13 protein-coding genes are annotated in these 21605 nt (G+C 42.5%); 2 read left to right on the top strand and 11 right to left on the bottom strand.

The window, feature by feature from the left end:
- Positions 1 to 95: 95 nt before the first annotated feature.
- The 5 genes from ACW6QP_RS14910 to ACW6QP_RS14930 are packed head-to-tail and all read right to left on the bottom strand — an operon-like array spanning position 96 to position 5340.
- Entirely contained in the window at positions 96 to 842 is a 747-nt protein-coding gene (locus ACW6QP_RS14910) for a 3-keto-disaccharide hydrolase (RefSeq protein WP_457911675.1), read from the bottom strand.
- A gap of 12 nt (positions 843 to 854) precedes the next feature.
- Positions 855 to 1910 (bottom strand): sugar phosphate isomerase/epimerase family protein, encoded by a 1056-nt coding sequence (locus ACW6QP_RS14915; RefSeq protein ID WP_457911676.1) that lies wholly within the window; start codon positions 1908 to 1910, stop codon positions 855 to 857.
- A gap of 38 nt (positions 1911 to 1948) precedes the next feature.
- On the bottom strand, positions 1949 to 3085 hold the full coding sequence (locus ACW6QP_RS14920) for a Gfo/Idh/MocA family protein (protein WP_457911677.1): 1137 nt from the start codon (positions 3083 to 3085) through the stop codon (positions 1949 to 1951).
- A gap of 9 nt (positions 3086 to 3094) precedes the next feature.
- The gene (locus tag ACW6QP_RS14925; protein WP_457911678.1) at positions 3095 to 4330 is read right to left on the bottom strand and encodes a nucleoside permease; all 1236 of its coding nucleotides are present in this window, start codon (positions 4328 to 4330) and stop codon (positions 3095 to 3097) included.
- Positions 4330 to 5340, bottom strand: a complete 1011-nt coding sequence (locus ACW6QP_RS14930) for a sugar phosphate isomerase/epimerase family protein (protein ID WP_457911679.1) — start codon at positions 5338 to 5340, stop codon at positions 4330 to 4332. Before ACW6QP_RS14930 ends, ACW6QP_RS14925 begins: the two co-directional genes overlap by 1 nt.
- A 149-nt stretch (positions 5341 to 5489) precedes the next feature.
- Between ACW6QP_RS14930 and ACW6QP_RS14935 the strand changes: the two genes are divergently transcribed.
- Together ACW6QP_RS14935 and ACW6QP_RS14940 are read left to right on the top strand one after the other, a co-directional pair.
- Positions 5490 to 7193 (top strand): GMC oxidoreductase, encoded by a 1704-nt coding sequence (locus ACW6QP_RS14935; RefSeq protein WP_457911680.1) that lies wholly within the window; start codon positions 5490 to 5492, stop codon positions 7191 to 7193.
- 3 nt (positions 7194 to 7196) lie between these two features.
- Positions 7197 to 7841 carry a gluconate 2-dehydrogenase subunit 3 family protein gene (locus ACW6QP_RS14940; RefSeq protein WP_457911681.1) on the top strand — a complete coding sequence of 215 codons (645 nt, stop codon included), beginning with the start codon at positions 7197 to 7199 and terminating at the stop codon, positions 7839 to 7841.
- 54 nt (positions 7842 to 7895) lie between these two features.
- On the opposite strand, the gene ACW6QP_RS14945 is transcribed toward ACW6QP_RS14940, so the two are convergent.
- The 6 genes from ACW6QP_RS14945 to ACW6QP_RS14970 all read right to left on the bottom strand — a co-directional run bounded on the left by ACW6QP_RS14945 (position 7896) and on the right by ACW6QP_RS14970 (position 21570).
- Entirely contained in the window at positions 7896 to 8789 is an 894-nt protein-coding gene (locus ACW6QP_RS14945; protein WP_457911682.1) for a hypothetical protein, read from the bottom strand.
- A 5-nt stretch (positions 8790 to 8794) separates the two neighbouring features.
- Complete coding sequence (locus ACW6QP_RS14950; RefSeq protein ID WP_457911683.1) at positions 8795 to 10141, bottom strand: vanadium-dependent haloperoxidase; 1347 nt, start codon at positions 10139 to 10141, stop codon at positions 8795 to 8797.
- A complete protein-coding gene (locus tag ACW6QP_RS14955) occupies positions 10125 to 13388 on the bottom strand; it encodes a VCBS repeat-containing protein (protein ID WP_457911684.1) in 3264 nt (1087 codons plus the stop codon). Before ACW6QP_RS14955 ends, ACW6QP_RS14950 begins: the two co-directional genes overlap by 17 nt.
- Positions 13385 to 16756 carry a VCBS repeat-containing protein gene (locus ACW6QP_RS14960; protein ID WP_457911685.1) on the bottom strand — a complete coding sequence of 1124 codons (3372 nt, stop codon included), beginning with the start codon at positions 16754 to 16756 and terminating at the stop codon, positions 13385 to 13387. The genes ACW6QP_RS14955 and ACW6QP_RS14960 overlap by 4 nt, the downstream gene beginning before the upstream one ends.
- Before the next feature lie 115 nt (positions 16757 to 16871).
- Positions 16872 to 18473 (bottom strand): RagB/SusD family nutrient uptake outer membrane protein, encoded by a 1602-nt coding sequence (locus tag ACW6QP_RS14965; RefSeq protein WP_457911686.1) that lies wholly within the window; start codon positions 18471 to 18473, stop codon positions 16872 to 16874.
- 13 nt (positions 18474 to 18486) lie between these two features.
- Positions 18487 to 21570, bottom strand: a complete 3084-nt coding sequence (locus ACW6QP_RS14970; RefSeq protein WP_457911687.1) for a SusC/RagA family TonB-linked outer membrane protein — start codon at positions 21568 to 21570, stop codon at positions 18487 to 18489.
- Positions 21571 to 21605 lie beyond the last annotated feature (35 nt).

Consider the following 21605-nt stretch of genomic DNA (forward strand, 5'->3'; position numbering starts at 1 on the left):
AAACAATAACATTGTAAAACTGCCTAAAGCACGAATAAAAAAAGACCGTCTAAAAATAGCTTTTAAGACGGCCTCTTGATGGAGTAATTTCAGAATTAATCTAATTCTTTAATTTTTATATTTCTGTACCAAACTTTATCGTCGTGGTCCTGCAAAGCGATATGGCCTTTTTTGGCTTTTCCAAAATCTTTCCAGTCTTTGAATTTAGATTGGTTAACCAAACTGTCCCACTCCTCACCATGTAATGGAAATTCGTTGATAAGCGTTCCATTAAGACGTACGGTACCTTTGTTGGCAGCGTGGTCTATACGAATTAGGGTTTCATTCCATTCCTCGGCATTTCTGGTTTTGTCGGCACTTGGCGGCATCATATCATATAAAGCCCCGGCCTGGCGAATAGGCCCATTTTCAGCATCGGGATGTAATTTATTATCTAAAACCTGAATTTCAGGCCCGGTAAGATAAGGCTCATTAAACTCGTCGCTTTCCTGTACAGCCCACATAATTCCGCTGTTTCCGCCTTCAGAAATTTTCCATTCCAGCGATAGTTCAAAACTTTCAAATTCATCTTTGGTGATGAGGTTTTCTGAAACCCGATTTTCCCCTTCAGCGGGAGCGAAGGCAAGAGCGCCATCTTCTACTTTCCATTGGGAAATGCTATCCCTGTTAAAGGCTTTCCAGCCCTCGAGATTTTCTCCGTTAAAAAGAGTGACCCAATTTGACTCCTCGTTGTTTTCCATTTTTTCTTCAGAAACCGATTCGACTTCTGCCTTTTTTTCGTTGTCTTTACAACCCACGGCCATTACCGCCGAAGCTGCCAGTATAATACTGATTTTTCTCATGTATAGTTGATTTTAGTTGATTCCCAGAATTTTCTTTAATTTCTCTTCATTGATCTCACTACCGGCAAAATCGTCAAATTTCTTTTGCGTGGCTTCAATGATGTGTTTCTGAATAAATGGCGCGCCTTCCCGTGCTCCCTGTTCAGGAGATTTTATACAGCATTCCCATTCCATCACAGCCCAAACATCGCAGCCGTATTCGGTAAGTTTGGAAAAAATGGTTTTAAAATCTACCTGTCCGTCGCCAGGGCTTCTATACCTTCCGGCACGATCTTTCCAGTCCTCATACCCCCCGAAGGTTCCCTTCTTGCCGGTAGCGTTAAATTCGGCATCTTTTACGTGGAACATTTTAATGTATTCGTGGTAATGGTCTATATACTCAATATAATCCAGTTGCTGCAATACAAAGTGACTCGGGTCATACAGCAAATTAACCCGTTTATGGTTATTGGTGGCATCTAAAAAGCGTTCAAAAGTAACCCCGTCGTGGAGGTCTTCCCCCGGGTGTACCTCGTAACAAACATCTACACCATACTCGTCAAATTCATTGAGAATTGGAGTCCAGCGCTTTGCAAGTTCCTTAAACCCCATTTCAACGAGGCCCTGTGGCCGCTGTGGCCAGGGGTGAGCGGTGTGCCATAGCAGAGAGCCGCTAAAAGTACCGTGAACATCCAAACCTAAATTTCTACTGGCCTTAGCTGCATATTTTAATTGCTGAATAGCCCACTCGGTTCTTTTGCCGGGATTGTTTTTGTATTCATCTGGCGCAAAATTGTCGAACATAGTATCGTAAGCCGGGTGAACGGCGACTAACTGCCCCTGGAGATGGGTAGATAATTCAGTGATTTCGAGACCGTAATTTTTTATCTTTCCCTTGAGTTCGTCGCAATAATCCTTGCTTTCAGCCGCTTTTTTTAAATCGATAAGAGCGGTCTCCCAGGTAGGGATTTGTATACCTTTATAACCCAATTCTGAAGCCCATTTGCATAAACCTTCAAGGCTATTAAAAGGAGCTTTGGAATCCATAAACTGAGCCAAAAAAACAGCAGGTCCTTTTATGGTTTTCATTTTCATAATTTCAATTTTTTAGTGGTTGTTAAGCTAGTTTAATCGATTTCTACCCATACGTTGCCTTTGGTGTGAGATTCTACCGCCTTTTCGATAAAATTCATTCCGCGCAGGCCATCCTTAATTCCGGGAAATTCTCCCGGGTTGTATTCTTCTTTTCTAATGGCGCGGGCCACTCCTTTATAGATATTTCCCATAGAATCAAAAATTCCTTCAGGATGTCCCGGAGGGAGTTTTGTGCCATCTAAAGAAAGTGCCGAGTTATATTCGTGCCCGGGTTTCAGAACCTTTTTAGGTTCTCCCTCCTCAAGAAGGTATAAATAGTTCGGATTTTCCTGCTCCCATTTTAGAGCAGCCTTTTCCCCATAAATAGCCACGGTAAAATTGTTTTCTTCCCCGGTAGCGATCTGGCTGGTTCTAATAAGTCCCTTTACATGTTCTGAAAAACGCAGCAGGATGCTTCCGTCTATATCCATTTTATTATCCTTATAGAGATAATTAAGATCGGCGAGAACTTTCTTCACTTCCATTCCGGTGACATATTCAATCATATCGAAAGCGTGGGTGCCAATATCTCCAACACAGCAGCTAATTCCCGATTTTTCAGGGTCCAGGCGCCAGGTATTGGCCCTTTTTTCAGCATCGTGAATTATGGGGTTTATCCAGCCCTGGTAGTATTGCACGTCGATTTTTTGAATTTTACCAAGTCTACCTTCTTTTATCATTTCCCTCATTTGCCGCACCATAGGGTAGCCGGTGTAGGTATAGGTGACCGCGAAAACAACTCCTGATTTCTCCTGGGTCTCAGCCAGGATTTTAGCCTCCTCATAAGTGGTGGTCATCGGTTTTTCACAAATCACATTAAAGCCATTTTCAAGCAATTGCTTGGCCATTGGGAAATGCAAAAAGTTAGGGGTAAGTATTGAAACTACCTGGATTCTATCTGCTTCAGGCAATTTTTTTTCCTCTGAAATAAGTTCGTCCAAATTTCCATAAATTCGGCTGGTTCCAATGCCGAGTTCTTCAGCGAATTTGATGCTTTCAGATTTATCGGGATTAAAAACCCCGCCTACCAATTCATATTTATCATACATCGCAGCCGCCACCCGGTGCAGGATTCCGATTAAAGAATCACCACCACCACCCAGGATGCCTAACTTAATTTTTTTACTCATAGTTTGAATTTATATTTCGATATCTTTTTTAGCTATTTTTTCGTCTTTGAAAAAGATAGTGAAAATGATCATTACCACAAAGGCAAAAGCAGCGGGAACTATCCATATTTGTTGCCAGTCGTGGCTGCCATCGGGATTAAGGTACATATCGCTTATTTGGCCGGCCACCCAAAAACCAATAAGCATTCCTACGCCATAGGTAGCCAAAGTGATAAGACCCTGGGCTGCGCTTTTAATTTTTGGTCCCGCCTTCGAGTCGGTATAGATTTGACCGGCTACAAAGAAGAAATCATAACAAATTCCGTGAAGGGCAATTCCTATAATGAGCATAAACACAAGCTCTCCAGCATCGCCATAGGCAAATAACAGATATCGCAGTGTCCAGGCCAGCATCCCGGCCAGGAGGGTCATTTTAAAGCCGTATTTCTTGAAAAAGAAAGGTAGCAATAAAAGGAAAAGCACTTCTGAAATCTGGCCAATGGTCATCATTGCAGTAGGGTCTTCCATGCCAACTTCAGCAAGAAACGGATTCGCATTTTGATAATAGAAAGCCAGCGGAATACAGATTAAAACCGAAGAAATAAAAAACATCAGGAAATTACGCCCTTTTAATAGAGCTAAAGCTTCCAGGCCAAGTATTTCTGAAAGGGTTACTTTTTCCCCCTTGCTGCTTGGTGGGGTTTTAGGCAGGCTAAAACTAAACAGTCCCAGGACAGCTGATGCGATAGATACCATCAAAAATGTATATCGTAACATCCCTGCGGCACGACCTTCAGCCGAGTCCCAGGCGAATACCCAGCTAATCACCATTCCCGCAATGATCCATCCCAGGGTACCAAATACTCTAATCCCCGAAAATTGTTTGGAAGGATCGCTCATTTGAGCAAAGGATATTGAATTTACCAGTGCCAGGGTTGGCATATACAAGATCATATAGCCCAAAACATAGGGATAAAAAGTTGAGAAATCTTCAGCCTGGTACATAAAGTAAAGCAAAGCTGCACCCAGCAAATGAAGCACTCCTAAAATGCGTTCGGCGTTAAAGAACCGATCGGCGATTAATCCTATAATGAAGGGTGCGATAATGGCTCCCCAGGATTGAGTTGAGAAAGCCATTGCGGTTTGAGAACCGGTGGCTTCCAGGTTGGTGCCTAAAAAAGTTCCCAGGGTTACAAACCAGCCTCCCCAAATAAAAAACTCGAGGAACATCATTGCCGATAGTTGAAAGCGTACTAAGTTTTTCATTATTCGGCCTGGTTATTAAGTTCGGTACCATATTTAATCAGCAGTTCTTTAGTGGCGATTATACCCGCTTCTTCCGATTCATCATCTCCTTCATATTCTACGCCTATAAACCCGGTGTAGCCTGCATCTTTTACAATTTGAAGCATTCTTTTAAAATCTATGCTGGTTTCCTCCCCGTCTTCATCAAAATCATAAGATTTCGCACTCACGGCTTTAGCATAAGGCATAAGTTCTTCCACCCCCTGATATTTTGGATATTCTTCAATGCATTTAGCTTCCCATTGAGCACCACCTTCACGCTGCAGGCAAAAATTGCCAAAATCGGGAAGGGTTCCGCAGTTATCCAAATTTACTTTTTCCATAACTTCAGCCAATAAAGCTGCATTTGAAGATAGGTAACCGTGATTTTCAACCAAAACATTGATGTTTTTTTCTGAAGCATATTCGGCCAGTTTTGTGAGACCATCGGTAGCTGCTACTTTCCATTCTTCTTCATCGTTGGTTCCAAAGAGGTTAACTCTTATAGAATGACAACCTAAAAAGGCTGCAGCATCTACCCATTTTTTATGGTTTTCTACCGCATTGTTTCGCTCGGCTTCATCGGGACTGGCCAGTTCGCCTTCGCCGTCTACCATAATCAAAACATTATCTACATCGTATTCCTCGCTTTTGGCTTTTAAGCTGTCGAGTACCTCCTGCATTGCCTTTTCAGGATCATCGGCTTTTTTAATTCCTTCCGCATAAAACCCGCTTACGTATTCAATTCCTTCAAAGCCAAGTTCATTAGCAACCCGGGCAAAATCCAAAGGGTCTATATCCCCGGCGAAAATATGTTTGTTTAGAGACCACTGTGCCAGGCTAAGCTTAAAAAAAGGCTCCTGGTCTATGGTGTCGTTAAGCTGGGAATTTTGAGACTCTTCCCGGTTGTTTTGATCTTTACAGGAAAATAAAGCTGTGGAAAATACCAAACTCAACACGAGCAGGTATAATTTGGTTGGAGAAATTTTCATAAAGTAGTAGTTAAATTTAATGTTAGCGACAGCTCGCAATTAATTGAAGTTTTAAAAGTAGAGTTTTTTTTAAAGAAGGAAAATTATAACCTTAAATTTATATATTTGAGGAGATTCGATTAACTAAATTATTAATTAACTACTGAATTGTGAGTAAATTTTATGAAAACGACACCTATGATGCCATAGTAGTAGGTACCGGAATAAGCGGTGGCTGGGCAGCAAAGGAACTCTGTGAAAAAGGATTCAAAACCCTGGTGCTTGAGCGTGGTCGCATGGTGAAGCATATTGAAGATTATCCAACTATGCATGACGATCCCTGGGATTATAAATTCAAGGGACAATTAACCCGGGAACAGGAAAAACGCCAGCAAAAGCAGGCCCGTACCGGCTATACCACTAACCAGGCCAGTGCACATTGGTTTGTAGATGATGTAAAACATCCCTATAACGAGGTTAAACGCTTTGACTGGATGCGTGGGTATCACGTAGGGGGTCGTTCTATTATGTGGGGTCGCCATAGTTATCGTTTAAGCGACCTGGATTTTGAAGCAAATAAAAAAGAGGGCATAGCTGTAGACTGGCCTATACGATATAAAGATATTGCGCCCTGGTATGATTATGTGGAAAGTTTCGCCGGAATAAGTGGCGAAAACCTGGGTTTAAGTCAGTTGCCCGATGGTAAGTTTCTTCCTCCAATGGCATTAAATTGCGTGGAAGATCACCTGAAAAAGAGCCTCCTCGAAAATTATGAAAACCGCATTTTAACTCCGGGTCGTGTAGCTCATATTACCGGCGATAAGGAATTTGAAGGTCGTTCTTCCTGCCAATACCGAAATCGTTGTATTAGAGGATGCCCTTACGGCGCTTATTTTAGCAGTATAGCTTCAACCCTGCCCGCAGCCGAACGTACCGGAAATATGACTCTTAGACCCAATTCGGTGGTGCACGAGGTGATGTACGACCCCGATACCAAATTAGCCACCGGGGTAAAAGTTATCGATGCTGAAACTAAAGAGAGCATAGAATTTAAAGCCAATGTGGTATTTCTATGTGCTTCTGCCATCGCTTCTACCAGTATTTTAATGCAATCTAAATCTGATCGTTTTCCTGACGGACTCGGAAATGATAGCGGTGAGCTAGGTCACAATGTAATGGACCACCACTTTAAAGCCGGTGCTTCAGGAAAATACGATGGTTTTGAAGATATGTATTATAAAGGCCGAAAACCTAACGGAATTTATCTACCAAGGTTTAGAAACCTAAACGGAAGCGATAATCTTGGCTTTACCCGTGGATACGGATACCAGGGTGGTGCCGGTCGTGGAGATTGGCAACAGGCCATAGCCGAAGCCGGTTACGGAAAAGAGCTCAAGGAAGCTATCGTACAACCCGGTGGCTGGACGATGGGCCTTATGGGCTTTGGTGAAACTTTGCCTTACCACGAAAATAAAATGACTCTCGACTATAACAAAACCGATGAGTGGGGCCTACCAACCGTAACTTTTGATGCCGAGTTCAAGGAAAACGAGCTTAAAATGCGTAAAGATATGGTTGAACAGGCTGTAGATATGCTTGAAAAAGCCGGGTTCAAAGATGTAAACGGCTACGACGATATCGGCGCTCCCGGGCTTGGAATTCACGAGATGGGAACCGCCCGTATGGGACGCGATCCAAAGACCTCGGTTCTTAATGGAAATAACCAGGTACACACCGCTAAGAATGTGTATGTGACCGATGGAAGTTTTATGACTTCAGCGGCCTGTCAAAACCCTTCGCTTACCTATATGGCGATGACCGCCCGCGCAGCCGATCACGCTTCTAAAAATTTCAAAAAATCTTCTAAAGCTTAAATTATGAACAGAAGACAGGCATTGAAAAATATAGGACTCGGCGCCGGAATTATGGTGGTGGGTCCCGCAACTCTAAATTTGTTGCAGAGTTGTAAAAATGAACCTAAATCGAATTGGGAACCGGTGTTTCTCAGCGCCTCTAATGGGGCAGCCTTAAAGCAGGTTTTGGAAGTGATTCTTCCAAAAACCGATACCCCGGGAGCATCAGATCTTAATATTGCCGAGTTTATCGATTCTTATTTTGATGAGGTTGCCAGCGAAGATAGACGTAGAGACTTCCAAAGATCGGCAGATGCTTTTGAAAGAGCTTTTAAAGAGGCATTCGATAAAGATGTTTCCAAAGGTACTGAAGAGGAATACGAAAAGATCGTAGCGACCTATTTAAAAGCTGCTCCCGAGAAGCAGGAGGAGTATTTAAAGAGAATTACTGAAACCCAGGATCCCATAGATCAAAAACCCGAAATAGAAATGGACAATGAAGCAGGGGCTTTTGCCTACTTGCGAAATGTTCGCGATATGGGAATTTGGGCCTGGAAAACCAGTGAAGAAGTAGGGGAGAACGTACTCTGGTACGATCCCATCCCGGGGCAATATATTCCCTGCGGACCTGTTGAAGAACTGGGTGGGGGTAAAGCAATGTCCCTCTAGAATTAAGATGTAAAATTTAGAATGGCCGAATCTAGAAAGATTTTCGGCCATTTTTTATTTCAGAAATAAATAGATTTCAGCTTCCCACTCCAGGGCATCCCCGCCCATTTGCGGGTTAGAATTGTAGACTTCCAATAATTGTGGCTGGTAATCCAAATTCTGCATTTTCGCATATTCGAAAACATAGGACCAGGCCAGGTGAGAAAACATATAATTCCCGTTGTAAATCGCTTTTAGGCCTTTTCTTTCTTCGATTTCTTTCAATTTTAAACCCTTAAGTTCCGGAATTTTTTGACCTCTTTCCAGCGGAAAACAAAATTCAAAATCTGCGACCTGGCTAAGATCGCCGGGTATTTGCATTAGAATTCGCGGTCTGCCAATGCTTTTTAACCCGTTTTGCTCCACGAAAGATGATAATATAGAAATGCTCTGCATCATCTCTCGGGCTTTTTGTTCAGGTTTTGCCTGTAGCTCTTTGCAAATACATTGGGTGGCAGGACTGGTAGTAGTTTCTTCGATTTTTATTCGAAAAATTTCATCCTGAGCTTCCATCTTATTTCTGAAGTTTTCAATAGCTTCAACTACCTGTTTCTGAAATTCCGGCTTGCCGAACAAAACTTGAAAGCGTTTCTGAAAATTATCTTCCCGGTGTTTCACCTTGATTTCAACTCTTTCCAGGCTATCTTTAAGTGAATTAAAATTCCATTGTAAATTTATTTCTCCGAACCCGAAAGAAAAATCCTGGTTTAGTTTTTTATAGGCCTCCTCCTTATTTATTTTTTTCAGGTTTAGTTCTTCGAGATTGCCCTGGCGCGCGGCCAGGTAAAGATTTTGTTCATCGAAACTATGATTAAAGCCAATGCTGTAATCTTCAAACTTAATAAAGAAATACCAGATGGAGGTTCCCAGCAGGAGCAGCAAAAGAAAGCCTAGTAAAGTTTTAAACATAAATGTTATTGTACTAGTGGCTGAATATTGAAGTGTTGCACCACATGTTGTCCCAGTTTACGACCCTGTACCAATCCTTTGTCTATAGCGGCTCTATAGTGAATCCCACCGTAAAGCCTGCTTAATGCAGCCTCTTCTGCAGCCTGATTAAAAGAAGTAAAAGAACGCACAGGAAGGCCATAGCGTACTTCGGTATCGTCATCATATGCAAAATTATCCCCGAATAAACGGGTTAAAACCACCGAAGCCGCCCCTGAAACTACCGAATGCCCACTGGGATATTCAGGAAATGGAGGAGTTTGTAGAACAGGGGTCCAGTTTTCATCGATATACCTATTGATAAGTGTTTCTGGCCTTATAAGCTCACTATTGTATTTTTCTTCCCAGCAGCTAATGAATCCGTCGGCCAGGGCCATAGCTGTGGTGGTGTAGGCATAGGCAGTTTCTTCAAAATTCAAATCGTGCTCTTTGGCTGCAATTTTACAGATGCCCATCCAGTGCCCCCCCGGAGTGATTTTTTTGGTAGCAAACATCAGGTGGCCTCTTTGTGTAGAAACATAAGGGTTACAATCCCAAAACTGGGCGATTTTGATTTCTTCAGAATCGTCGCCGTCGATTTCCATTTGCTTTTTTACCTCGTAAACTTCCATAACCTCGGCATAAAATTCACTTCCTTTTTCCAATGAAAAATCGGGATGCGGTTCTGGTCTAAACTGTGAAGCCGAATCTAAACTAAATGGTCTAATCTTGCTCCAGTGAGGCTCAATTCCATCCATATAGGAAGGTGGGGTGGGTTCCCAACGCGAAGGATCATCTGAATACACCGAATACTTTGGCATAGTTCGGGTTTCCTTGTAGTTATCCTTATCGATCCAGTTTTTTAAATGTTTGGCTACTTTAAGGCCATAATCTCTTGATTTGGTAAATTCTTCCTCATTGGTGTTTTCCCATTCCTTATAAAGACTGTCACGGTAAACACTAAGATTTTCTTCTGAAAACAATAAATTTCTTCCAATTTCCATCTTGGCAACCAGGGCAGCTAATTGCAGGTTTATCCCGGCATCCCCTGCCTTTTCAGGAAATTTCTCCAAACCTTTATATTGCTCTCTAAGCGATTGCAGGCTATCGTTATTGCTGCTTAAAACCTCGTAGGCTGCGATATTACTGTAAGCATAAATCCTGCTGGCTACCGGAGGCGAAAAGATATCATGCACCATTATATCGGTAATTCGATCTACGGTGTTATGATAATCTTCTGTGCTAATTTCAATAGATTTTTGAGGCTGCGAACAACTCACAACTACAAAAACCGGCATTAAAATGCAGATGATATTCCTAATTTTTAATCTCATAAAATTCAGGTTTTGAATTATTTATGCCCACTACCAGCACCTTTTTTCCGTTAAATTCTAAAATTTGTAAGCCTGAAACCTGTTTTTGGCTTAAATCCAATCCCAATTCGCTTCCTTCCATTATTTCATCTTCACTAATAATCAGGTTTCCTGCAAGAGCATCGAATCTCCCATGATAAGGGGTAACCCCAAAAAAGTTGCCTGCAGCCAGCACTTCTTCGTTTGAATTTCCCAAAAAATCGGCCTTTATGAAATGCGTAATGGGAGCCATTTGAAGACTGGCTTTAAAGGGCTTAAAAATAAATTTTCCACCCGTATTTAGCAAATATCCAGAGCTAAGTTCTTCAACTTCCATTATTTGGGCCTTTTCAAGCTGTTCTTTGCTGAAGATTTCCTCGATAGATTTTCCTGCAAAACCTTTATACTCCGGAAATTTTTTCTTCAAAAACGGAAGCTGTGCCGCAAGTTTATCAAGCCCATTGATCGGATAATATTTTTCGTCTTTTTCATAAGCCACGATACTTTCGGTTTTGCCATTATCATCAAAATCGGCCAGGTACATTTTTAAGGGGTATTTGGCTGAAGCGCGAAATTTAGTATTCTGGCCCCAGTTGCCTAAGAGGTAATCCATTTTTCCGTCGCCATTAATATCGAACGGGATAATGCTTTGCCAAAGGCCTTTTAAACCTTCGGGAATGATTTGCGAAGTGACATCTGTAAATTTTCCTCCTTTATTTTTTAGAAATTTAGGGCTCATCCATTGCCCCACCAAAATAAGGTCTTTTTCACCATCTCCATTAAAGTCGCTGGCGACTCCGGCACTCAACATTCCCAGGTTTTCGAAAACTTCCTGCTCTTCAAATTGAAAATCTCCCTTATTATTCTTTAAAAAATATGATGCTGAAGTTTTACCAAAATCATTAGAATTTGCTCCCGTTCCCACAAAAATATCGGGATAGGTATTTCCTGTAAAATCTTCGGCAATGGCAAAGCTTGAATTTTCAGCCAAACCGGGATTATCTACCTCTTTAAAGATTTCTCCAACTTTATAAAAAAAGCGATCTTTTAAAGCGCGGTTTCCGCTGGCAAATTCTCCACCAGCCGAGCCTAAGAAAATCCCGGTTCTTCCTTCAGCATTAAAATCCACGGCCAGGGCAATGCTTTCTTCAAAAATTGAATCTTTGGTAATTTCAGGATAATGTCCAATTTCAAAAGTTTCAGCTTTCTGCAAATAAATTTTGGAGCTATTAAACTTGGAGTTTCCAAAAAACAGATCGTCTTTCCCGTCGCCATTTAAGTCGGTCACCAGAATGGCGGGGCCACGGTCAGAAATTCTGTAAGGGATAAGCTTATGCCGGTCAAAATCTATATACCTGTTTTCGCGATGCACGAAATCTACCCCGGGCAGGGAATCGAGTTTGGTAAAAACCGGGTTTTTCCCGGGTAACAATTTAGCGTAATCTACCCGCGGCAAATTAGTTTCCGGCTTCAGAAGGTGACTGCTATTCAAGTCTGGATTTTTGATCACCTGGTAGGTCTGATCTGGCCAAATTATACTGATGGAGTCCAGGTTTTTAATGTTTCCGAAGCCGAAATGCAAGACAGGCTCAGATGAAGACTGAAATCCACGTGTTGGAAATAGCTGTTTTAGCTGTTTTTGACCATTATTCCAGGTAATGACTTTGGTGCCAACTCCGAAGGTATTGGGGGCAGGGTGATCGAATTTTAGCTTAATCCAGGCTCCTTTATCTTCGATATTATTTTTGTAAATCCCGGCCGGAGCGTTGATGTTATTCACGATTAAATCGAGATCGCCGTCGTTATCGAGATCGGCCCAGGCGGTCCCGGTAGAGATAATCGAATCCTGGGAGATCCAGCTTTGAGAAAGGTCGTCAAACCTGATATTGCCCTTACCCTTAAAAATATAGTTGGGCACATTACCCGAGGGCATCATATCAAGGGCTTTTTGATCTACCAGCCTGGTGTTGTTTATTTTATTCCGAATTTGATCGCTGGACACGTATTTGATATAATCCAGGTCGTTAGGCCGCTTCGGAATTCCTGTGGAAATGAAAATGTCCTGCTGCCCATCCTGGTCAAAATCGGCAAAGAGGGCGCTCCAGCTCCAATCGGTGGCGGCCAGACCGCTATACAATCCCGCTTCCTGGAAATATTTTCCTTCCCGGTTAATTTGCAACATATTTCGGGTGTATTGATGATGGTAACCTAAACGCTCAATTTTTAAGGCGTCTAAATCCCTGGGATCATCACCCACCGAGGCTTTTAAAACTTTTTCATCCTGCGGAAGCATATCGAGGGTGATAAGATCGGGGTAAGCGTTGCCGGTGATATCGGTGGCATCGCTGCCCATCGAAAACCGACTTAAATGCCCGAATTTTTCCTTGACCTGTTCGCTAAAGGTACCGTCACCATTGTTTAGATAATAGTAATCATCTTCGTGAAAATCGTTGCTTACATAAATGTCTGTAAACCCGTTGTTATTGAAATCGGCCGTAGCGATACCCAGGCCATAACCATTAGCGCCGCCATAAATCCCAGCCTCTTCGCTTATATCGATAAATTTCCCATTGTCATTTCGCAGCAATTTATCTCCACTGGCGGGATGCCTGTTATCTCTAAGACTTGCCGGGCCGTAGGTATTTACCGTATGCACTGCATGATTTAGCAGGTACATATCTAAATCTCCGTCGTTATCGAAATCGAAAAAGGCAGCAGTAGAGCTGTAATTTTGAAAATCCAGGCCATAATCGGCTGCAGCTTCAGTAAAAGTGCCATCCCCGTTATTGATGAAAAGTTCATTTTTTCCTCCCAAACCATTTACCCCAACCACGGCACACACATAAATGTCCAGGTAACCGTCACCATTAACATCGGCCATAGTTACCCCGGTATTCCAATCGGAAGTTCCAGCCACTCCTGCGGTTTGGGTAATATCTTCAAACTGCATATTTCCTTTGTTGAGAAACAGCTTATTTTTCACCTGGTTTCCGCTGAAATAAATATCGGGTAGACCATCATTATTGATATCGCCAACGGCAACGCCGCCGCCATTGTAGAAATACAGGTAGTCCAGAATATTTAAAGCAGGGGTAGGGCTTAAGTCATTGCTGAATTTTATATTGGTAACTTCAGCAGTTAAATATTCAAAGCCTAAGGGCTGTTTATCCTCTTCCCTGGAGCAGGAAACAAAAATCAAAAAAACCAGAAAGATAGAAATTAGCCTCATAACTTCAGTTTATAAATTTGGGCCTGGTCATTATTAATTCCAAAAATCAGATAGGTTTCGCCTTTTGCATTTTTAAGCTGACGAATTTGCCGTACCTGCCCTTTAATGTTAAATCCGCTTTCTTTTTTGCTTTTCAACTGATAATTTCCCTGGGCATCGGCTTGTAGCCAAAGGCCCCGGGAAGCATCTAATCTCGAAAATTGAGGTTTTAGATCGAAATCATTTCCGCCGGCGATGATGTGAAATTTACCCATATCATCCTCAATGAGTTCTATGGCTTTAATACTGCTAAATTGAGCCGGGCCTGATAGGGGTTCTATGCTAAAACTGCCGTCACCATTATTCCACGCGATCACCGATTGAAATTCGGTGATTTCTTTCTGAATAGAATTTTCAATGACTTCTTCAGAAAAGAGTTGAGTGATATCCCGAGTGGCATATTCTGAAAACTTAAGGTTTTGCTTTTTAATAGCGCTAATCTGGCCAGCCAGTTCCCGCCTTAAATGAATAGGAACATCTTTTCCATTTATCCTTTGCGTAAAGATTTGTTCAATGGTTCCGTTTTCGTCGAAATCGTTGATAAATACCCTGGCCGGCGTTTCTTCTGAAGCCTGGAAAAAACTGTTGGTGCCTCTATTGCCAAGAATTAAATCGGGGTGGCCGTTACCGTTTAAATCGGCAACACCAAGACCCGACCAGGCTCCCTTGAGATTATCCAGCCCCGAAGCCGGCATTTTTTCAAAGCCCGTCTCATTATTCAAATAGATTTGTGGTGCCATCCAATCTCCGGTTAGTACCAGGTCGGGCCTTTCATCATTATTAAAATCTACCCATTTAGCACCGGTCAACATTCCCAGATCTTTTAAAAAATATGCTTTCGAGTTTGTAACGTCAGAAAAGTTGCCTTTGCCATCATTTTCCAGAAGCAGGTGATCGGGGTTAATACCATAAATCCCGGGAACGCTGCGACTCCCTATAAACAGGTCTATGTCGCCATCGCCGTCAAAATCTTCGGCGGCGATCACTGCTGTATTATGGCCGGTTGAAGGAAGAAGCTGGCCGGAATTTGAGAATTTTCCGTTGCCTTCATTTAAATAAATTCGGGTTTGATACATTTCCCTGGCAAGTTCAGGTCGATTTCCGCCCGAACCTACAATAAGATCGGGTAGGGCGTTACCGTTAATATCGGCGAATATGGCAAAAGTATCCTCATAATCTTTGTGATTTTCGAAAGCAGGATTATCAATTGCTCTAAACTCAGCATTTCCTCTTGAAAGATAAATTTTCCCGGTCTGCCCGCGTGCCCCACCCAGGTAAAGGTCATCGTGTCCATCCCCATTTATATCGCCCACCGCCATTGCAGGGCCTTCTCTGGATAGCATCTGAAAGACGAGGCCTTCGTAATCGTAATCTACATAATAATCTTCCTGGTGTGCCTGGAGATTATTCTCAACTATGCCCGAAGCGGCTTCTATTTCCGGTTGTGGCTCACGACCTGAAGAAACTGCATTTTTATAATTTAATTCCAACAGGCTATTTATTTCAGGATTTTCCAGCTTTTGGGTTCTTGAGTCTGGCCAGATAACCTTTAAACTATCTATGGCCGAGCGTTGTCCCAGGCCAAATACCAGGTTGTAATCTATGGAAGATTGAAAGCCCCGCGTAGGAATCAATTCCTGGCTTAAAATTTCGTCTCCGATATAAAGGTTAACTTTGCTCCCAATCGCAAATTTATTTTTCTCATCTCCTTCAAGTTTCAGCTTCAGGTAATTGTGTTTTAAATTTTCAGTAGAATTATTGCGATATATAAACACTTCCTGATTCACATTGCTCACTATTAGGTCTAAATCTCCATCGCCATCCAAATCGGCATAGGCCGAACCGTTGGAAAAGCTTTGAGTATCCAGCCCCCATTCCTGACTTACATTTTCAAAGCTCAAGTCGGCTTTATTTCTAAAGGCATAATTGGAAATGGCCGTACTGGGCATTTGGTTTAAGATAGAATCGAATTCTTTCTTTTTACCGGTAAGTACCATTTGCTGCAGGATATCATTGGCGAAGAAATCCATAAAATCCTGATTGGTGAGATCGTGATAGATACCATTGCTTACAAAAATATCTTTGTAGCCATCATTATCCATATCGAAAATAAGTGCCCCCCAACTCCAGTCGGTTTGGGCAACCCCACTGTAAAAAGCAATTTCAGAATAAGAACCGCTGGCATCATTTAGCTGAAGCGTATTCTGCATATACTGATGGTAAAAATCCTTACGCTCTTTAAGCTTATAAATATCGAAGCGTTCGAAATCACTGGTATTTTTTAAGCGCTCATCATCTTCGGGTAACATATCGGTTACAAAAATTTCAGGATGCGAATCGTTATTGATATCGGCCATATCGGCACCCATCGAGGAGAGGCTCAAATGGTCTATGCGGTCTTTGATCTCTTCAAAAAAAGTACCATTGCCATTATTGATATAAAGGTAGTCCCGTTCGTAAAAATCGTTAGACACATAGATGTCGGGCAGGCCGTCGCGATTTACATCACCAATGGTAACTCCTAAACCAAAGCCGATAAGGCTTCCGTAGATACCGGCTTCTTCGCTAACATCTTCAAATTTTCCATTATTATTCTTCAACAATTTATCTCCACCACCTTTAAAAACCTCGGGTAGATCCCAATCCTGCCATCTTAGATCGCGTTTATTGGTATATCCCAAACTCGAAACCGGGATAAAACTATTATTTAAAATATAAACGTCCAGGTCGCCATCGCCATCGTAATCGAAGAAGGCGGCGTGAGTGGTAAAGCCATTTTCATCAAGGTTATAATCTGCGGCAGCTTCTGTGAAAGTAAGATCTCCGTTATTGATAAAAAGTTCGTTTTTGCGGTCTTCGCCTTCAATATTTCCTGCGTTGGAAACATAGATGTCGAGAAAGCCGTCATTATTGATATCTACCAAAGTTACCCCGGTAGACCAGGCTTTCGTCCCCCCGGTGCCCGAAGTTTTGGTGATATCTTCAAATTCGAAATTTCCTTTATTGAGATAGAGTTTATTTTCGCCCATATTCGAGGTGAGATACACATCGGGCAGGCCGTCGTTATTGAGGTCACCAATCCCAACCCCTGCGCCATTATAGAAATTTCGATATCTGAAAATGTTGAAATCTTCAGAATTCTCTACCTTATTGATAAAAGAAATTCCTGTCTCTGAAGCATCCAAACGCGTAAAGAGACTTGTACCTGTATTCTCATTGACTGCGGCATTACTTTCCTCTTCTGAAGTAGTTTTTTTGCAGGAACAGATCAACAAAGGAATAATGAGGAAAAAACTCTTTAAATATGATTGGGGCATAAAAATTCTCATCTACAGGTTTTAGAAACTGATGGGGTGAATTTAAGAGAATTTTATGAGTTTAAAGAATAAAAAAAGACCTAAAAAGCCGGAGCCTTTTAGGTCTTTTTCAAAAATTGATAAAAATTTAGTATCCCTCGTTTTGAGTAAGATTAGGATTTGAAGTTAATGCTATACTGGGAATAGGGAAGAGGTTCACATATTCTCCTCTGCTTTCTTTGAATTCCCATTCTTCATTGAACTGACCAAAACGGATAAGATCCTGTCTTCTCCACATTTCATTGTAAAGTTCACGGGCTCTCTCATCGAGCATATCCTGCTCGCTTAAAGATCCAAGCGGAGTGGCCTGGCGAAGTTCTCTCAGCTCGTTCACCATTCCAAGAGCGGTTTCGCCCGAGCTTCCACCTCTCATGATAGCTTCAGCCTTCATTAAATGGGCATCGGCATAACGGAATAAAATATAGTGTCCCATATATGCCCCGTTAGAAGGATGATATTTTAAAACTCTGATTCCGGTTCTTTCGTTGTTTCCAAGAAGTCCCGGTAATTCTTTGGTGTAGAATAATGGGTTCCCGGCACGATCCTGAGTCATACTACCGTCTAACTCATATTGCTGGCCGTGAAGGAATCCAAGTCCTATATCTGAACCATCTACAAAGCCATCACCATCTTCATCCTTTCCGCCGGCAAAATAGCCATCGGTACTGGGCGCTGAACCAGACATTGGCACCCAGCCACGTCTTTCTTCCTGCCCGGCACCCGGGTGGTTGTTGTCGGGGTCACCTTCAAACAGATTATAGAATTCTGCAAGGGTAGAGAATCCATTCCAACCTCCACCTACGTTATCGGGGGTGGTTTGGAAATAATGAAGCCCGTTCCAGATTTTTGATCCTACTCCCGTTTCGGTATACCAAATGGTTTCGCTATCTACAGCAGGTTTGAAAATTTCAAAGAATCCGCTTTGCAGGCCAAAGCCAAGTTCTCCTATAGCATCTACATGCTCGATTACAGCGTTCATATCTTCGGCTGATGCCTGTCCGCTTCCGTTGTAAATATGCTTATTAAGATGCATTTTAGCCATTAGGTAATGAGCTGCTGCTTTATTGGCGAAAAGTGCTTCAGATCCAGGGCCTACGCCTCTAAGATTTGGAAGGGCAGAGGTAAGATCGTCCATGATAAAATCAAAGGCTTCACTTCTGCTTAGTACCCTTGGATCTACATCGGCACCTTCATCAACTTCTCTAAAGGGAACCTGACCATAAAGGTCCATTACCCAGAACATACTAAAGGCCCGAAGGAATTTTGCTTCGGCCAGTTGTTGCGGGTTGGCATTACTCTCTGGAGCTATGATCTCGGAAAGGTTAAAAACATTCCGGTTCATATTATTCCAGGTGTTAAGTATAAACTGGTGATTGGCATCCCAGGTATGCTGGTGTAAGGTTCGCCATAGTCCATTATCCCCCCAGTCGGTTCCTCGTGTAGGTACCAACATACCATCACTGGTAACTTCCTGTAAGGCATAGAGGTTTTCCTGGGTGTCTAATTGACCTCTTAATCCCTGATAGGCATTGTTCAAGGCGTTTTCTACATCGCCAACGCCTCCAAAGCCACCACCCTCAGATGGTTCTCTAAATACAGAGTCGGTTTCTTCCAACTCCAGGTCGGTACAACCGAAAGCTCCTACCAGCAAGGCCAGAAGAATCGATTTATTTAACAGTTTTATTTTCATAATAATTCTTTATTTAAAATGATGCATTTAGTCCTAAAGTTACGGTTCTGGGTCTTGGATATGCCGTATATTCGATACCCGCCGTCGGGATTCCGTTAAGGGACTTGTCGGTATTTACCTCAGGATCCAGTCCTGTGTAATTGGTGATCAGGAACAGGTTTTGACCTGTTAAACTCACTCTTACAGACTTAAGAAAACTATCTGGCTGCAAATCGAAATTATAGCCCAGAGTGGCGTTTTGTAGTCTTAGGAAGTCTCCTTTTTCAAGGAATCTGGTAGATACATCGGGAGCGTTGTTTATAGCTTCGCCGTTTCCAATCACGTTTCTGGTTACGTTAGAACCTGAGTTAAGTGCACCCTGGGTAAAGAACGCATTTTCTGTATTGTTGTACACCCAGAAGCCCATTTGCCCGGTAAGGAAGGTTGAAAAATCCCAGTTTCTGTATTCCAAACGGGTTGAAAATCCAATATTGGTTGTAGGCAGGGCGCTTTTCCCTACGAAGGTTTGTACATCCCCGTTGGGATAAACGCTTTGTCCATTGGCGTCAAATCCACCAAATTCTCTAAGGTAATATGAGAATAGGGGGTGACCCCCTGCAAGTAGCTGCGCATAGGCATTGGTAAGACCCTGACCGTTAATTCCACCGGTTTGTACACTACCAGTGAAATCTTCAACCATGTTATCGTTATATGAATAGTTGAATCCAACATTCCAGAAGAAATCTTCTTCCTGGAAAATGTTATAGTCTATCATAAATTCTATCCCTTTGTTGATCACATTAGCAGGCAGGTTTTCCCATACAAAATCCTGGGCTGCGGGTTGTGCAGAAAAGGTCTGGAAAAGAAGATCGGTGGTTTCCTTATAATATACATCGATAGACCCGCTAAGGCGGTCGTTCATAAAGCCATAATCAATACCTATATTAGACTGTGCTGTGGTTTCCCATTTAAGGTCTGGATTGGTGAAAGTTACCTGTCCTGTTCCGGGAACCTGAACTCTTCCGTCATCTCCAACTCCAATACCACCAAATCTTTCACGTGGCAGGTAAAGCCCGTAAGGTATTTCCTGGTTACCGGTAACTCCATATCCAAGTCTTAACTTTAAAGTAGAAAAATCATCGGGCATAAAGTCTTCTTCAGCTATTTGCCAGGCAAAAGCGGCAGAAGGGAACCATCCATATTGGTTGTTTCCTCCAAATCTTGTAGAACCATCGGCTCTTAAAGTGGCGGTGAAGAGATATTTTTCGGCAATATTATAATTAACTCTTCCGAAGAAAGATTGTAATTCATCGGTTGTATTGAAAGTGTCTCCTGCAAGTGCCCTGGCTAGAACGCCTGAAGGCTGGCTTGATGGTCTTTCACTTGAAATTTCAGGAAATAAACGATTTACAAACAATCCATCACCATCATAACCATATTGCTGATATGAACCTGTAATGCCACCCTCAATAATATCACGGGAACGCTGCAGATCGTCTATCATATTTTGCATATTCATATTTTGAAAGCCCCAACCGCTCACGTTAATCCCCTGGCGGTTAAATTCCTGATAGGAATATCCTAATAAAGCTTCAAGTTTTGAATTTTCAAACTGCTTATTATAGTTCAAAGTAGCTTCCAAAAGTCTGTTGGTGTTTTCAATCTCATTGATTTGTGAACGTCCATTTCCAGGAACTGCACTTTGAATACCCTGTAGATCTCCTGAGATTCCGAAGCCTCTATAAGAATCGGCCCTGTCATAACCTAAGGTTACCTTAGCCGAAAGATCTTCGAAGATGCTGTAATCGGCAGAGAAGTTTAGTAAAAACCTGTCGGTTTGGGTCTCATCCTGGGTGTATTTCAGCATTCCATTTGGGTTTAGCTGTCCTTCAAACGCATCGGGATCACTGGGTAGAGTTGGGTTCACTCTATAGGCTGCACCCAAAAGGTCTCCCTGGAAACCGGCATTGTTTGAAATTGGCGCTCTCTGGTCATCAACTCTCGAAATAGTTGATTGTAGACTTAGCCTTAACTTATCGTCAAACAGGCGGTGGTTAATATTTAACCTTCCCGATAAACGTTGCATTTCAGAATTCTCAATGATACCCTTAAGATCAGAATACCCTCCGGAAATTCTGTAATTCCCCTGTCGGTAAGAATTTGAATAAGAAAGGTTATACTCCTGGTTTATCGCAGTACGTGTAATTTCATCCTGCCAGTCGGTATCGGCTCCCCAATCTACAGCGCTGGGATCATTACCTGTTGCAGCATAAGCTTCTAACCACTCTTCACGATTTAATAGATCGTAACGATTAGCAGGCGTGGCAACTCCAACACTTGAGCTGAAATCAAATCTTCCTTCCTGTCCGCGACCACTTTTGGTGGTGATAATTACCACCCCGTTCGCCCCACGGGAACCATAAATCGCAGTGGCTGAAGCATCTTTAAGGATACTCATACTTTCAATATCCTGGGGGTTTAGGAAGTTTAAAGGGTTTTTAGGAGAACTGTCTCCAAAACCGGCATTTGAACCTCCGGCTGAAACGTTATCGCCTCCCAGTGGCACCCCGTCTACTACGAATAGCGGGTCATTACCACCACGTACCGAAGTTGTTCCTCGAATTCTAATGTTCACTCCGGCTCCGGGCTCACCACTGCTCGAGGTAACCTGAAGTCCTGCAGTTCTACCCTGAATTAATTCTTCAGGAGAAGCGATAACCCCACGGTTAAAATCTTCGGCAGAAACTGAAGCAACCGCTCCTGTAGCATCCCGCCTTTGTACCGATCCATAACCGATAACCAATACTTCGCTAAGGGCTGCGGCATCTTCCTGCATAGTTACATTAACAGTTGACCTTCCATTTACCGGAATTTCCTGCTGGCCATAGCCAAGGAAACTAAATACCAGAACGGCGTCATCACTTACATTGTCCAGGGAATAATTCCCATCGAAATCACTGGTTGTACCGTTACTGGTACCCTGAACCACGATGTTAACACCCGGTAATGGCATAGTGCCATCGGTTACAGTTCCCGATACCGTATTTTGTGCCTGCACATAGCCCAGACATAAAAACGAAAACAGGAAAAGACCGAGCTTAAGTAGTCTTTGTTTCATAAAAATAATTTTACAGTTGATTAATTAAACTTAAT

The organism is Salegentibacter haimaensis (assembly GCF_054121495.1).

Bases quoted from the DNA above. Each gene is read 5' to 3' on its own strand.
- ACW6QP_RS14915 (WP_457911676.1), bottom strand. From the start codon at position 1,910: ATGAAAACCATAAAAGGACCTGCTGTTTTTTTGGCTCAGTTTATGGAT.
- ACW6QP_RS14970 (WP_457911687.1), bottom strand. From the start codon at position 21,570: ATGAAACAAAGACTACTTAAGCTCGGTCTTTTCCTGTTTTCGTTTTTA.
- ACW6QP_RS14945 (WP_457911682.1), bottom strand. From the start codon at position 8,789: ATGTTTAAAACTTTACTAGGCTTTCTTTTGCTGCTCCTGCTGGGAACC.
- ACW6QP_RS14950 (WP_457911683.1), bottom strand. From the start codon at position 10,141: ATGAGATTAAAAATTAGGAATATCATCTGCATTTTAATGCCGGTTTTT.
- ACW6QP_RS14925 (WP_457911678.1), bottom strand. From the start codon at position 4,330: ATGAAAAACTTAGTACGCTTTCAACTATCGGCAATGATGTTCCTCGAG.
- ACW6QP_RS14930 (WP_457911679.1), bottom strand. From the start codon at position 5,340: ATGAAAATTTCTCCAACCAAATTATACCTGCTCGTGTTGAGTTTGGTA.
- ACW6QP_RS14940 (WP_457911681.1), top strand. From the start codon at position 7,197: ATGAACAGAAGACAGGCATTGAAAAATATAGGACTCGGCGCCGGAATT.
- ACW6QP_RS14960 (WP_457911685.1), bottom strand. From the start codon at position 16,756: ATGAGAATTTTTATGCCCCAATCATATTTAAAGAGTTTTTTCCTCATT.
- ACW6QP_RS14920 (WP_457911677.1), bottom strand. From the start codon at position 3,085: ATGAGTAAAAAAATTAAGTTAGGCATCCTGGGTGGTGGTGGTGATTCT.
- ACW6QP_RS14955 (WP_457911684.1), bottom strand. From the start codon at position 13,388: ATGAGGCTAATTTCTATCTTTCTGGTTTTTTTGATTTTTGTTTCCTGC.
- ACW6QP_RS14910 (WP_457911675.1), bottom strand. From the start codon at position 842: ATGAGAAAAATCAGTATTATACTGGCAGCTTCGGCGGTAATGGCCGTG.
- ACW6QP_RS14965 (WP_457911686.1), bottom strand. From the start codon at position 18,473: ATGAAAATAAAACTGTTAAATAAATCGATTCTTCTGGCCTTGCTGGTA.